The organism is Actinoalloteichus hoggarensis, assembly GCF_002234535.1.
Lineage (GTDB): Bacteria > Actinomycetota > Actinomycetes > Mycobacteriales > Pseudonocardiaceae > Actinoalloteichus_A > Actinoalloteichus_A hoggarensis.
Genome location: NZ_CP022521.1, coordinates 1,356,625 through 1,369,984, shown reverse-complemented (window position 1 = coordinate 1,369,984; position 13,360 = coordinate 1,356,625). Strand labels below are relative to the sequence as shown.

At 70.8% G+C, this 13,360-nt stretch carries 12 protein-coding genes; 8 read left to right on the top strand and 4 right to left on the bottom strand.

Features of this window, described 5'->3' with window-relative positions:
- The first annotated feature begins 39 nt into the window (after positions 1-39).
- Together AHOG_RS06195 and AHOG_RS06190 are read left to right on the top strand one after the other, a co-directional pair.
- On the top strand, positions 40-1,353 hold the full coding sequence (locus tag AHOG_RS06195; protein ID WP_093940499.1) for a glycosyltransferase family 4 protein: 1,314 nt from the start codon (positions 40-42) through the stop codon (positions 1,351-1,353).
- Positions 1,354-1,435: 82 nt separating this feature from the next.
- On the top strand, positions 1,436-4,441 hold the full coding sequence (locus AHOG_RS06190) for an AfsR/SARP family transcriptional regulator (protein ID WP_093940498.1): 3,006 nt from the start codon (positions 1,436-1,438) through the stop codon (positions 4,439-4,441).
- 55 nt (positions 4,442-4,496) lie between these two features.
- On the opposite strand, the gene AHOG_RS06185 is transcribed toward AHOG_RS06190, so the two are convergent.
- The 4 genes from AHOG_RS06185 to AHOG_RS06165 form a co-directional block, all read right to left on the bottom strand.
- Positions 4,497-5,318, bottom strand: coding sequence for an acyltransferase (locus AHOG_RS06185; protein ID WP_093940497.1), 822 nt, complete (start codon positions 5,316-5,318; stop codon positions 4,497-4,499).
- A gap of 401 nt (positions 5,319-5,719) precedes the next feature.
- Positions 5,720-6,769: a class I SAM-dependent methyltransferase gene (locus AHOG_RS06175; RefSeq protein ID WP_093944202.1), complete on the bottom strand. Its 1,050-nt coding sequence runs from the start codon at positions 6,767-6,769 to the stop codon at positions 5,720-5,722.
- Between the two features lie 16 nt (positions 6,770-6,785).
- Entirely contained in the window at positions 6,786-7,565 is a 780-nt protein-coding gene (locus AHOG_RS06170; RefSeq protein WP_093944201.1) for an enoyl-CoA hydratase/isomerase family protein, read from the bottom strand.
- 105 nt (positions 7,566-7,670) lie between these two features.
- Positions 7,671-8,444, bottom strand: a complete 774-nt coding sequence (locus AHOG_RS06165; protein ID WP_245856853.1) for an ABC transporter ATP-binding protein — start codon at positions 8,442-8,444, stop codon at positions 7,671-7,673.
- A gap of 240 nt (positions 8,445-8,684) precedes the next feature.
- On the opposite strand from AHOG_RS06165, the gene AHOG_RS06160 reads away from it, so the two are divergent.
- From AHOG_RS06160 to AHOG_RS06135, 6 genes are all read left to right on the top strand, one after another.
- Positions 8,685-9,200 (top strand): YbaB/EbfC family nucleoid-associated protein, encoded by a 516-nt coding sequence (locus tag AHOG_RS06160; protein ID WP_093940494.1) that lies wholly within the window; start codon positions 8,685-8,687, stop codon positions 9,198-9,200.
- A 157-nt stretch (positions 9,201-9,357) separates the two neighbouring features.
- The gene (locus AHOG_RS06155; protein WP_093940493.1) at positions 9,358-9,675 is read left to right on the top strand and encodes a WXG100 family type VII secretion target; all 318 of its coding nucleotides are present in this window, start codon (positions 9,358-9,360) and stop codon (positions 9,673-9,675) included.
- 9 nt (positions 9,676-9,684) lie between these two features.
- A complete protein-coding gene (locus AHOG_RS06150; RefSeq protein ID WP_093940492.1) occupies positions 9,685-10,785 on the top strand; it encodes a WXG100-like domain-containing protein in 1,101 nt (366 codons plus the stop codon).
- Between the two features lie 93 nt (positions 10,786-10,878).
- Complete coding sequence (locus AHOG_RS06145) at positions 10,879-11,745, top strand: hypothetical protein (protein WP_093940491.1); 867 nt, start codon at positions 10,879-10,881, stop codon at positions 11,743-11,745.
- Positions 11,746-12,219: 474 nt separating this feature from the next.
- Complete coding sequence (locus tag AHOG_RS06140) at positions 12,220-12,582, top strand: hypothetical protein (RefSeq protein WP_093940490.1); 363 nt, start codon at positions 12,220-12,222, stop codon at positions 12,580-12,582.
- Between the two features lie 26 nt (positions 12,583-12,608).
- Positions 12,609-13,085: a hypothetical protein gene (locus tag AHOG_RS06135; RefSeq protein WP_093940489.1), complete on the top strand. Its 477-nt coding sequence runs from the start codon at positions 12,609-12,611 to the stop codon at positions 13,083-13,085.
- Positions 13,086-13,360: the final 275 nt, after the last annotated feature.

Sequence of the window (13,360 nt, the reverse complement as noted above, 5' to 3'; positions counted from 1 at the left end):
ACCGGGTGATCCTCCCAGCGGGTTTGCGAGGATCTGTGGATGCGGGTCCTGATGTTGTCCTGGGAGTACCCCCCGGTGGTCGTCGGCGGGCTCGGCAGGCACGTCCATGCCTTGGCCGAGCAGCTGGCCGCCCAGGGGCACGAGGTGACCCTGCTGTGTCGACAGCCCACCGGCACCGATGCGAGCACTCACCCGACCGAGGTGGACAGCAGGGCGGGCGTGCGGGTCGTACGAGTCGCCGAGGACCCGGCTCATCTGTCCTTCGAACGCGATCTGGTCGCCTGGACCCTGGCGATGGGGCACGCGATGATCCGCGCGGGACTCGCGCTGCTGCGGGAGCGGCGGCCCGACGTAGTACACGCCCACGACTGGCTGGTGGCTCATCCCGCCATCGCCCTCGCCGAGGCCGCCGAGGTGCCGCTGATCGCGACCCTGCACGCCACCGAGGCCGGTCGCCACAGCGGTTGGCTCTCTCAGCCGCTCAATCAGCAGATCCACTCGATCGAGTGGTGGCTGGCCCATCGGGCGGATCGACTGATCACCTGCTCGGCCGCCATGCGGCAGGAGGCCGCGCAGCTCTTCGACGTGGAGCCCGCGGACGTCGCCGTGCTGCACAACGGGATCAGCCCGAGCCCTTGGCGAGTGTCACCCGCCAAGGTGGCGCACGCGCGGACCTCGGTGCAGCCGAAGGACGCGCCGCTGCTGTTGTTCTTCGGCCGCATCGAATGGGAGAAGGGAGCCCAGGACGCCGTCGCAGCGCTCCCCGCGATCCGCCGAAGCCATCCGGGCGCCGTGTTGGCGATCGCCGGGCAGGGCGGCTACCAGGAAAGACTCGTCGAGGAGGCCCGCAGACACCGGGTGCGGCGAGCCGTGCGCCTCACCGGCCAGCTGTCCGACGAGGAGCTGGCCGCACTGCTCGCCGCCGCCGACGTCGTCGTGCTGCCCAGCAGGTACGAGCCTTTCGGCATCGTGGCGTTGGAGGCCGCCGCGGCGGGCGCCCCGTTGGTGGCCTCCACGGCGGGCGGCCTCGGCGAGGTCGTGCTCGACGGTGAGACGGGGCTGTCCTTCACACCCGGCGACGTCGCCGGGCTGACCTCGGGGGTCCGCCGGGTACTGGCCGATCCCGCGAGCGCGGCCCGGCGGGCCTCGGCGGCGCGCGACCGGCTGAGCACCGATTTCGCCTGGCCCGCCATCGCCGCCGCGACGGCGGACGTCTACGCCGCCGCGCTCGACCACGAGCAGGCACGCCGCCGGACCGCTGCCCCGACCGCCGCCGTCGACGGCTGGCCTGCCTGCCGCGGCGCCGAACTGTCCCGGCCCAAGATTCCCTCGGGGAACCTGCTGTCCGGGTGACACACGGTCAACCGGTGACACAGTGTGTCGCGACGGCCGCGCGGCCGATGGTCTGCGATCGACGACGGTGCAAGGATGAACCGTGCGCTACCGACTGCTCGGCCCGCTGGAGTCTCGCACGGGCGTCGAGTGGGTCAGTCCTGGCTCACCCCAGCAGCGACTGACCCTCGCCGTCCTACTGCTACACGCGCCTCATCCCGTCTCCGTCACCGCCCTGCTCGGCGAGCTGTGGCCGGAGCGATCCCCGCAGGACGGCGCGGAGGCCGTGCGGCGGGACGTCGACGAGACCCGCGCGTTCCTCCGCGAGCACGGCGACGACCCGATCCACCAGGACGACGACGGCTACCGCATCGACGTCGGCGCGGAGGACCTCGACCTGACGATGTTCACCGCCGCCGTCGACGCGGGCGGGAGGCAGATGCGCTCCGGACTGTTCCGTCAGGCGATCGACTCCTTTCACCGGGCGCGCACCCTGTGGCGCGACACCCCGTTCTCCGACGTGCCCGCCTCGCCGCTGATCCTGACCGAACGACCCCGCGTCCTGGCGACGATGCGCCGCTGCCAGCTGGGACTGATCGACGCGCGGCTGGCCACCGACGATCTCGGCGACCTCGGCGGGGAGATCGACGCGGAGCTGGCGCGGCATCCCCTCAGCGAGGACCTGTGGATTCGCAAGGCGCTGCTGTGCAACCAGCTCGGCAGCCGCGCCGACGCGATGAACGTCTTCCATCAGGCGCACGCCACACTGGCCACCGAGCTGGGCATCGAACCGAGCGAGGAGATGCGGCGGCTCTACGCGGGCATCCTCGACGGCGAGTCGCCCGCCGCGCTGCTGCACATCCTCGGGGTGAGCGCACCCACCTCGGCGGTCAGCGCCCTCTCGGCCGTGCCGCCGCGTCCCGAGGCGTTCCCCTCGGAGCTGCCGCCCGCCTCGCCGTACTTCGAGGGACGGGCGCAGGAGATCGCCGTCCTCGGCGACCTGCTGGACACCACCGATGCGCGGGCCTGCACGGTGGTGACGGTCAACGGCATGGCGGGTTCGGGCAAGACCACGCTGGCGGTGCGCGCGTGTCGCGCCGCGGCCGAGCAGTATCCGGACGGGCAGCTGTTCGTCGATTTGCGCGGCCATTCCGGGGACGAGCCGTTGAGCCCGCTCGCCGCCGTGGGACGAGTGTTGTACTCGCTGGGCGTCCCCGGCGACGAGATCCCCGGCGACCTGCATGAGGCCACCGCCCGCTACCGCACGATCTCGGCGGGTCGACGACTGCTGATCCTCGCCGACGACGCCAGAGACGTGGCACAGGTGAGTCCCCTGGTGCCCGCCGGTGCGGGCTCGCGGCTCGTCGTCACCAGCAGAGGCAGACTCGGTGGGCTGCCCGCACCGAACGGCGTCCGATCCCTGCCGCTGGACCCGCTGCCCGAGGCCGAGGCGCGGGCCCTGCTGACCGAGATCATCGGCCCGGAGCCCGCGGCACGGCCCGATGTGCTCGACACACTGGTCCGACTCGGCGGCGGCCTGCCGTTGTCGCTGCGCATCCTGGCGGCGCAGCTTCGTCAGGCGCCGGAGCGGCGGTTCGCGGAACTGACCCGGCGGCTGGCCTCCGGGCGACTGCTGAGCGCCCTGGAGATCCTGGGCGACCCGCAGGCGTCGGTCCGCACCGCCCTGGACCAGTCGTACGCGACGCTGCCCGAGGAGGTCCGTCGCCTGTTCCGCAGATTGAGCTGGCTGCCGGGTCGGGAGATCGACGCGCGAGCGGCGGCGGTCGTGCTCGGCTGCGACGTCGAGAGCGCCGATCGGCTGCTGGCCCGACTCGAGGCCGATCAGCTCCTCCAACAGCACGGCACCCACCGGTACCGCCTGCACGACGCGGTCCGCGAGTTCGCCGAGGAGCGCAGCGAACAGGAGGACCCGCATCACGAGCGCACGACGGCCGTGAACCGGGTGCTGCGCTGGCATCTGGGACGGGCCTGGACGGCGATCGGGCAGGCCCGCACGTTCTGCCCGGCGGGTCTCGACGAGGAGTTGACCGAGTTCGATCCCGCGACCTTCGCGCTGCCCGCGGGCTGGACCACGCTCCGCTGGTGGGACCTCGAACGTGCCACCATCGCGGCCGCCACCAGGTGCGCGATGCAGTACGGCCTGCACCGCGTCTGCTGGATGCTCAGCTACTGCCTCACCACCTACCTGCAACAGCGGCTTCGCCTGACCGAATGGCAGGAGACCTCGGACCTGGGCATGTCGGCGGCGTTGGCCGCGGACGACCGGGAGGGCCGCGCCTGGCTGAAGAACGCCGAGGGCAAGCTCTTGGCCCAGCTGCGTCGGCTGCCGGAGTCCATCGAGGCCCTGACCGAGAGCGTGCGCACCTTCGGCGAACTCGGCCGCGCCGAGGCGGAGCTGATGGCCGTGGGCAACCTGGGCATCGTGCACTCGCTGCACGGGGACGACGCACTCGGCGTGGAACTGCTGGAACGAGCCGTGGCCCAGAGCGAACGGCTGGACGCGCCACAACGCCTGCACATCGGGCTGAACAACCTGACCATGGGCTATCTCCAGACGGGTCGCGTGGACGAGGCCGTCGCCACCGGCCGACGCAGCCTGGAGGTCCTGGTCGGCCTGGACTATCCCCAGTTGAACGACGATCGCGGACGGGCGCTGGACTCGCTCGGACAGGCGTATCGACGCGCGGGACTTCTGCACGAGGCGGTGCGGGCGCATGCGGCGGCCCTGCGCGACTTCGAGATCGCGGACAACTCGGTCGACCGGATCGTGTGTCTGAACAACCTCGGCGAATGTCAGCGACTGCTCGGCAATCACGACAGCGCGGTGGCGATGTTCTCCCTCGCGTTGGACTACCAGCGCATCGCCGAGGACGACTGGAGCATCGCCCACGCCCTCGGCAGGCTCGGCACTGAGCTGATCGAGGCGGGTCGGGCCGGGGAGGCCAGGGCGCCGCTCACCGAGGCCGCAGAACTCCTGCGCAGGCTCGACGTCGGCCGAGCCGACGAACTCACCACGTTGGTGAGCGCCGAGGACCTCACGGGTCGGGCGGACGCCCTCGCGGAGCTGTTCACGATCCGACGGAGCTGAGGCGCGTGAGCGGCGGATTCCGGCTGAGCGACGATCTTCCGGACGACGGCCGGGCTCAGCATGGATCGGCGTCGCGCTCGGGCGGGTCCGCGGCGGCGCGGCCGGGGACGGCGGTGGCAGGCAAGGCCTCGGCGGCCGTCGCGGCGGCGGTGCTCGCGGCCGCCTCCGCCTTGCGGGTGATGTCGGCGAGCGCGGCGGCCCGGCGGGCGCGGGCGTCGGCGCCCGCGACGAAGTCGGCGTACCGATCCCGGACGACCCTCGCGGGCGCGCCGACGGCGACCGCGAAGTCCGGGATCTCGCCGCGCACCACGGCATGGGCGCCCAGGACCACGCCCCGGCCGACCCGGCTGCCGCGCAGCACCGTCACCTTGGTGCCCAGCCAGCAGTCCGGTCCGATGCGCACCGGCGTCTTGACGATGCCCTGGTCCTTGATCGGCCGTTCGACGTCCTCGACGACATGGTCGAAGTCGCACACGTAGACCCAGTCGGCGACCAGGGTCGCGCCGCCGATCTCCACGTCCAGGTAGCAGTTCACCGTGTTCTGTCGGCCGAAGACCGCCTTGTCCCCGATCCGCAGCGAGCCCTCGTGACAGCGGATGGCGTTGCCGTCGCCGATGTGCACCCAGCGGCCGATCTCCAGCCTGCCGAGACCGGGTTCGCAGTCGATCTCGACGTTCTTGCCGAGGAACACCATGCCTCGCAGGACGATGTGCGGGCGGGTCAGGCGAAGCCGCAGCAGCCGCCAGTAGCGCACGAGATACCAGGGGGTGTAGGCGCGATGGCGCAGCACCCAGCGCAACGACTCCCTGGTGAGGAAGCGGGCCTGCCTCGGGTCCGGGCGCAGCCAGGACCGCAGGCGGATCAGCAGTGTCGACATACCGCTCACCGCTCCAGAAGCTAGCATCCGGGCGCGCGTCGCCGGGCAGGTGACACCCGTGGGATCGAAGGCCGGGCGAGCCGGTGTCCGCCCGTTCGGGGCGACCGAGCCCGGTGGGCACCGGAGGCCGAGCCGTGGCCGTCTCTCCGACGGCGCCCCGACCGATTCGTGTGCCCGTGGACGCCCGGCGCCGGACGCGGTCATGGGGCCCGATCGGAGCAGGCGCCCCGCCCCGGCCACGGCGGACGTCCGCCCGCACCGGCAGACGACCGAGCGTTCCACCGGCGAGCCGGTCCCGACCACGGCGGAGGCGACGGCGGACGGCGCCGTCATCGCCCCGCCCGCCGCGCTCCGTCAGCCCGTCGTCACACGTCGAACCACCGCGCCTCGCGCACCGCGGGTCACCGTCGGTCGGTTCGCGCGGCCTTGCGCCCGGTGATCAGCACGTTGTAGAAGACGTCCCTCGGCAGCAGCCCCCGCAGCTTCTCGTCCAGCCAGGACAGTCGCTGCCAGGTGCGATAGGCGAACATCGCCCAGCCGAAGCCCAGCTTTCCGGGCGGCACCGCCGCCTCGAAGGTCCGCACCGGCCAGCCGAACAACGCGGCGGTGAACTCCTCGGTCCTGGCATGCACGCGCACCGCGCCCGCCGCCCGAGCGGTCTGCTCCAGTTCGGCCGGGACGAAGGTGTGCAGGTCGACGACCGCCTCCAGCGCCGCGGCCCGCGAGGACTCGTCGAGCTCCTGCTGCGGACGGCGCCAGGCCGCCAGCGCGGGCAGCCGGGTGATCCTGGTGGTCAACCACCAGGTGGCCCTGCCCAGCCTGCGCGCGTAGTAGTCGCCGATCCGCGTGGGGTCGCCGGCGAAGACGAACCGGCCGCCTGGCTTGAGCACCCGCAGGACCTCGCGCATGGCCGCCTGCACGTCGGGGATGTGGTGCAACACCGCGTGCCCCACGACCAGGTCGAACGTGTCGTCCGGGTACGGGATGCGCTCCGCGTCGCCGACCCGCCCGTCGACGTCCAGGCCGAGGTTCTCCGCGTTGCGCAGCGCCGCCTTCACCATGCCCGGCGACAGGTCGGTCACCGAGCCCTTCTTCGCGATCCCGCCCTGCATCAGGTTGAGCAGAAAGAATCCCGTTCCGGAGCCCAGTTCCAACGCCCGTTCGAAGGGCTTCGCCGGCACGCCCGCCGCGTAGTGGAAGCGGCCGACGGCATAGTCGACGCAGCGTTCGTCGTAGGAGATCGACCACTTCTCGTCGTAGGTCTCGGCCTCCCAGTCGTGATAGAGGACGTTCGCCAGCTTGGGGTCGGCGTAGGCGGCCGCGACCTCGGCCTCGGTCGCATGCGGATTCGGCACGGGATCGGTCGCGTCGTGGCGCGGGCGGTCCGACTCGCACGCGTCCCCGACCACGTCGGCGCGCGTGGCGGCACGGCGGTCCGTGTCCGGTCGCATCGGCGTCTCACTCATCTCAACGGCCCTCGAACTTCGCCTTGCCGGGGCCGTGCTCGACGAACGAGCGCATCCCGGTCTTCTGGTCCTCGGTGGCGAACATCGCCGCGAACAGTCTGCTCTCCAGGGCCAGCCCGCTGGCCAGGTCGATCTCCAGCCCGGTGTCGACGGCCGTCTTGGCGGCGGCCAAGGCCTGGGCCGCCCCGGTGGTGAAACGGTCCGCCCAGCTCAGCGCGGTGGCGTAGACGTCGTCCGGCGCCACGACCTCGTCGACGATCCCGAGTGTCCGCGCCTCGGCGGCCTCGACGAAGCGCCCGGTGAAGATGATGTCCTTGGCCTTGGCGGGGCCGATGAGTCTGGCCAGCCGCTGGGTGCCGCCCGCGCCGGGTATCACCCCGAGCAGCACTTCCGGCTGGCCGACCTTGACGTTGTCGCCCGCGATCCGCCGGTCCGCGCACAACGCCAGTTCGAGCCCGCCGCCCAGCGCGTAACCGGTGACGGCGGCGACCACCGGCTTCGGGATCTCCGCGACCGCCCGGAACGCCACGGAGAGCTGCGGCGCCCGATCGGCCATCTGCGCGTAGGTGAGGTCGGCCATCTCCTTGATGTCGGCCCCGGCCGCGAACACCTTCGGGCCGCCGTAGATCACCACGGCCCGGATGTCGGTACGCAGCGACGCCTCGGTCGCGGCGGCGCGGATCTCCTCCTGCATCTGGATGTCGAGGGCGTTCATCGGCGGCCGGTCCAACCGGATGGTGCCGATTCCCGCGTCCACTTCCAGCCTGACGAACTCGCCCACGCCCGCGTCCTCCTCGACGTCGATCCCGGCGCACTCGGCGCCGCCGACAGTCGAAGATCGACCGTCGCGCACGCAGGTTACCGCGCGGTAGACCGGGCGGGCGGTCTACTCGGCCGGGCGCCGCCAGGCGAAGAAGCGGCCGCCGGAGCGTTGCAGGACGAGGTCCTGGCCGAAGGTCGCCGAGAGGTTCTCCTCGGTGATGACGTCCGACAACAGCCCCTGCGCGACGATCCCGCCCTCCCGCAGCAGCAGCGCGTGGGTGAAGCCGGGCGGGATCTCCTCGACGTGGTGGGTGACCAGCACGAGCGCGGGGGCGTCCGGGTCGGAGGCCAACGCGGCCAGCCGGGCCACCAGGTCCTCGCGCCCGCCGAGGTCGAGTCCGGCGGCGGGCTCGTCGAGCAGCAGCAGCTCGGGGTCGGTCATCAGCGCCCTCGCGATGAGGGTCCGCTTGCGTTCGCCCTCGGACAGCGTGCCGAACCTGCGGTCGGCCAACGCGCCCATGCCCAGCGAGTCGAGCAGTTCGGTCGCCCGGTCGAGATCGAGGCTGTCGTAGTCCTCCCGCCAGCGACCCATGACCGCGTAGCCCGCGCTGACCACGACGTCGCGCACCACCTCGTCCGGCGGGATGCGGGCGGCCTGCGCGGCCGAGCACAATCCGATCCTCGGCCGCAGTTCGAAGACGTCGACGCCGCCGAGCCGCTCGCCGAGCAGGTGCACCGTGCCGTCGCTGGGATGCAGCTCGGCCCCCGCGAGTCGCAGCATCGTGGTCTTCCCCGCACCGTTGGGTCCGAGGATCACCCACCGTTCGTCGACCTCGACGCGCCAGTCGACGCCCCGGACCAGATTCGTCGGTCCGCGCCGCACTCCGACGTCGTCCATGCGGATCACCAGGTCCGTGGTGTCCGCCGCCTCGTGGCCGCCGCTGTGCGGCCGTCCGTCTGTCGTGCCCTGCAAGCCCCGGTCGGTCACCAGGCCATTCTGACCGCTCCGACCGGTCATGCCCGCACCGGGAGGTCGTCGGCCGCGATTCGAGTGGTTTTCGGCCAGAACGCCCCGGTGGCCGGCGGAGTTGTCTACTGTCCGCCCTAGCAGCTGCCAGAACGACGCTGAGAGGGCGGGATGAGCGAACAGACCGACCGGCGTGCCGCGTTGGAGGCGCGCAACGCGGCGATGCGCGAGCAGGTGGCGAATCTGACCACCCGTTTCCACGAGCAGATGGCGGATTTGAAGGACGCGCAGTCCAGGGCCATGACCGTGACCGGCGAGGCCGTGTCTCCCGACGGGCTCGTCACCGCCGTCGTCGACGCGGCGGGCACGATCACCCGTCTCGACTTCGCGGTGACGGCGTTCAACCGCAGCACCCCGGAGAAGCTGTCCCGCACCGTGGTGGAGACGATCGTGGCGGCCACCGCCCGTGCCAGGACTCAGGTCAACGAGTCGATGGCGGTGACCCAGCAGAGTCTGGGCATGGACCTGAACGACCTGATCGAGGGCGCTCCCCCGCTGCGCGACCTGGCTCCCACGCTGCCGCCGCCGCCCACGCCGCCGACTGCCCCGCCGCCCGCGCCGACCCGCAGGTCACGCCCCCCGGAGGACGACGACGAGGACTTCGGCAACAGCTCTTTCATGCGCTGAGCCGCCGTCCGGACGAACGCGAACCCGCGGGTTCGCCTGCCACGAACTCGCCGGGCCACCCGAGGGACGACTCGGTGACTCCGCCGCACCGTGTCCCGCCGACTCCGACGCCGACCGGTGCACCGCTATCCGTTTCTCATCGAGAAGGACCCCCGCCATGGGAAATGACAACATGGAAGTCGATCCGGCCGCGCTGCGTGCGCGGTCGCCGCAGTTCGACGCGGCCGCCGACCAGCTGGAGGGCGCCGGGACGGCCATCGACGGCGTCGTCGGCGCGGAGGGAGCCTGCTGGGGTGGCGACGAGGCGGGCACGACGTTCGCCAACGACTATCTCCCCGCCGCCCAGATGGCCCAGGAGAACATCACCGCGTTGACGGAGGCGCTGCGCGGCATCAAGATCCAGCTGGACGCGGCCGCCGACACGTGGGAATCGATCGATCAGGACGCCGCCGACGGCTTCAGCCGGCTGGTGTGAGGGGTTGACATGGGCATCGAGATTCCCGAATGGCTGCAATGGCTGACCCCCATCGTGGTGGGCGCGAGCTGGCCGGAGGGCGACGAGACGGCGCTGCGCAGGCTCGGTGAAGGCTGGGCGAGCACGGCCACCGAGGTCGGCTCCGTCGCCGAGGCCGCCGAGGCGGCGGGGCAGGCCGCGTTGGCGACGATGGAGGGCGACACGGCCGACGCCTTCCGCGAGTTCTGGGGCCAGTACGTCGTCAACGACCCGCAGTTCCTGCCGAAGCTTCAACAGCTGTGCGACGAACTCGGCGCGGCGTGTGACAACGCGGCCTTGGAGGTCGAGTACACGAAGCTGAGCATCATCGCCGCGCTGGTGATGCTGGCGGCCTCGATCGCCAGCATGATCGCCGCCGCGTTCGCGAGCTTCGGGGCGAGTACGGCGGGCATCCCGATCGCACAGGCGGCGACGCGCTCGGTAGTGCAGATGATCTTCCAGGAGCTCATCAAGCAGCTCGTGATCAATCTGGGCGTCGACATCGCGATCCAGAGTGGTCAGATGCTGGCCGGAGACCGCGATTCCTGGGACATCGGCAAGACTGTCAGTGCAGGGATCACCGGCGCGGCTTCCGGTATCGCCGGAGGACTCGGCGGGCGCTTCCTGCCGTCGGCCCCCTTGGGCAGTTTCGCGGCCGATGCGGCGCAGGGAGCGGTGAACGGCGCCATCACCGGCGCGGGAGCCAACGTCCTCGACCGCGCGATCAACGACGTCCGCAACGGCGAGCTGTCCTCCTTCGGCGACTATGCCCAATCAGCGGTTCAGGGCGGAACCGTCGGCGGGACGAGCGGCGCTGTCTCCGGTGCGAACGGGCATGCTCAGAACCTCTGGGATGGCAATCCCGGCGGCCGAACCGGAGACCGACCTGGCGACGTCCTCCCACCGAACTACCCGATCTCGCTCAGCCACGACGACCAGCAGTTCACGACGCAGCCGACACCCGGCAACGTGCCGCACTTCGGGCCGCCCGGCACGGCGCCGCCCACGATGCCGGAGATGCAGAACGACGGAGACCCGGTACCGATGCCCGAGGTGCAGGACGCCGGAAACTCAGGAACGCAACAGGCCTGAACCGTCGCCGGTGGCGACTCACGGCGGCGGAGTCGCCACCGCCACGACGACGTGGTCGCCTCCAGCTCGCCCTGACGGAAAAGAGGCTCCACCGTGTCGCTGATTCCTCGCACGGTGCCGGGCGACGTGCCCGATCACAATCGCGCCGCCCTGCAACGCCGCTGGAACCGCATTCGTCCGATGCTGATCACGGCACTGTTCGGCCTGCCCGTGTGCCAATTGGTCATCTTCGGAGTGCTCTTCGTCGAACGGATGGGGCCCGGCGGTGTGTTCGCGACGATCCTTCCCGGGATCTCGACGATCGTCGTACTGGTTCAACTCATCCGGGGCGATCTGCTGACGATGCCGTCCGAGTGGAAGTACAGCACCCTGCTCAACGGACTGCTGTCGGTGATCTTCCTGGTGCTGCCGTTCTTCGGCGATTCACCGAGCACGTACGGCAGCGGATTCCAAGGGCCGCTCATCATCATCGCGCTGCTGATCCCCGTGGCGTGTCTGCTGCTGGTACGCCAGGCCAGACATATCCTCATCGCCGCACCGGTATCGGTGGTGGGTGCCAGCGCGTTCACGCTGACCTATCCCCTGCGCTCGAATCGCTGGTCGGCATCCGTCCATCTGGATGGGGAGAGAATCAACTGGCAGGCCGCACGCAATACGATCAGCAGAAACGCGGGCAACATGGGAAGTCAGATCGACGTCGACGGCTCGTTCCCACTCGCGGCCGTCCGTGACACCAGCGTGCGCATCGTCCGTGACGTCGACGACGGCAGAGCATGGATGCGCGGCCACCTCTGGCGACTGCACTGTCCTCCAGGTCCCGGCCTCGTCCTGCACACCAAAGACGGGGAGTGGGTGCTGCCCGTCAAGAACGCCGACGAACTCGGCCCCCTCCTCCTTGCACGCGCCGAATCCGTCCGCGCCCGGTCCCGAGGCGACGACGATCGACACATGTCGTTCTGAACAGCATGCCCTCGGCCGCCCGGCTGATCCCTCGTCGACCGGGCTGAGCGCGGGCTGCCGTTCCAGCGCTGCTCGCGCTCCTCGCCCAGCACAGGTGATCAGCCGGCCGCACCGACCCCGCCTCATCCCGGCACGCCGCCCGTCCGTCGCCCTGCGGTGCCTCGTCCCGCCGAACCGTCCTGTCGCCCGACGACTGCGACGATCAGCGGATCCGACACAGCCGACACCCGGCAGCGTCCCTCACCTCGGGCCTCATTGGCACGGCCTGTCCACCATGCCGGCGACGCGGACCGACGGAGATCCGATACCGATAGCCTGAGGTGCGGGAGTCGGGTGGGTCGGGGACCCGACAAGCCTGACGGGGCGCACAGCGACCGCTCGATCCGGTGGCCGCCCTCGCAGGAGGTCACCACCAGAAAGCCACGGATACATGGTCAGGTCACCGCAGAGGGAGACGAGGGTCCACTCGTGTCATTGATCCCCCGCACGGTCCCCGGCGCGGTTCCGGAGAGCAACCGTGCCGCGCTGCGTCGACGATGGAATCAGATCCGCCCGATGCTGATTCTGGGACTGCTCGTACTACCCGTCTGCCAATTGGCGATCTTCGGCTGGGTATTCATCGACGGCATGGGACCGGGTTCCGTGTTCCTCATGCTCGTGCCCGGCTTCTCGACGGTGTTCGTACTGCGCCCACTGGCCAGGAAGGACGCCCTGCTGACACCGTCCGAGTGGAAGCACAGCACCCTGCTCAACGCGCTCCTGTCCCTCCCCTTCTTGATCCTTCCCGTCCTCGGCCGAACCGCGTCGCCTACATCGCGGGCGTACGCGGCCCGTTGATTCTCACGGCCGTCCTTCTTCCGGCGGTGTGTCTTCTCCTCGTCATTCAGGCCAGACGCATCCTGCTGGCCACCCCCGTCTCCGTCGTCGCGGGCAGCGACTTCATGCTGACCTATCCGCTGCGCTCCGAGCGCTGGTCCGCCTCGGTCATCCTGGACAAGGACCGGCTCCGCTGGGAGGCCTCCACCAACCAGCTCGGCAGCGGGTATGGATCACCAGGCTCCCGCATCGACGTCACAGGCTCCTTTCCGCTGTCCGCCGTCGTGGACACCGGCTTCCGCGTCGTTCGAGAGGACGACGACCACCGCTCCTGGATGCGGGGGCAGCTCTGCAAGCTGCACTGCCCGTTGGGTCCAGCCCTGGTGCTCCATACGAAGGACGGCGAGTGGTCGATGCCGATGAACGCACCGGACCGGCTCGCGCCCATCGTGCTCGCGCGCGCCGAGCACCTTCGCGCCGAACGCGCCCGTGCCAGGCGGGACGGCGAGACCACGGCCTTCTGACGGCCCGAGACGCACGCCGAAGGGCTGCGCTGTCCGCACGTGGTCGTCCCTCCGCGTGACGGTCTTTCGGTGTGGTCCCGCCATGCCGCCGTGGTGGTTCCTGCCGCGGCGCCGGATCCGTCCTCGGCCGGTGTTCACAGGGTCCGTCAGCCGACTGGTCGGGGTTCGGCGGGATGTCCACCGCTGTCGCGGTCTCGGCGGCGCCGACGGCGGGACCGGCGACGGTGCAACGGGCCGGAACGTGGAATGAGGCCGCGTTTCATCCCGGTAGGCGA

What these genes read in the sequence shown, in the direction of transcription:
- AHOG_RS06195 (WP_093940499.1), top strand. Translation starts at nt 40, where the DNA reads ATGCGGGTCCTGATGTTGTCCTGGGAGTACCCCCCGGTGGTCGTCGGC.
- AHOG_RS06185 (WP_093940497.1), bottom strand. Translation starts at nt 5,318, where the DNA reads ATGTCGACACTGCTGATCCGCCTGCGGTCCTGGCTGCGCCCGGACCCG.
- AHOG_RS06175 (WP_093944202.1), bottom strand. Translation starts at nt 6,769, where the DNA reads ATGCGACCGGACACGGACCGCCGTGCCGCCACGCGCGCCGACGTGGTC.
- AHOG_RS06165 (WP_245856853.1), bottom strand. Translation starts at nt 8,444, where the DNA reads ATGGACGACGTCGGAGTGCGGCGCGGACCGACGAATCTGGTCCGGGGC.
- AHOG_RS06160 (WP_093940494.1), top strand. Translation starts at nt 8,685, where the DNA reads ATGAGCGAACAGACCGACCGGCGTGCCGCGTTGGAGGCGCGCAACGCG.
- AHOG_RS06155 (WP_093940493.1), top strand. Translation starts at nt 9,358, where the DNA reads ATGGGAAATGACAACATGGAAGTCGATCCGGCCGCGCTGCGTGCGCGG.
- AHOG_RS06150 (WP_093940492.1), top strand. Translation starts at nt 9,685, where the DNA reads ATGGGCATCGAGATTCCCGAATGGCTGCAATGGCTGACCCCCATCGTG.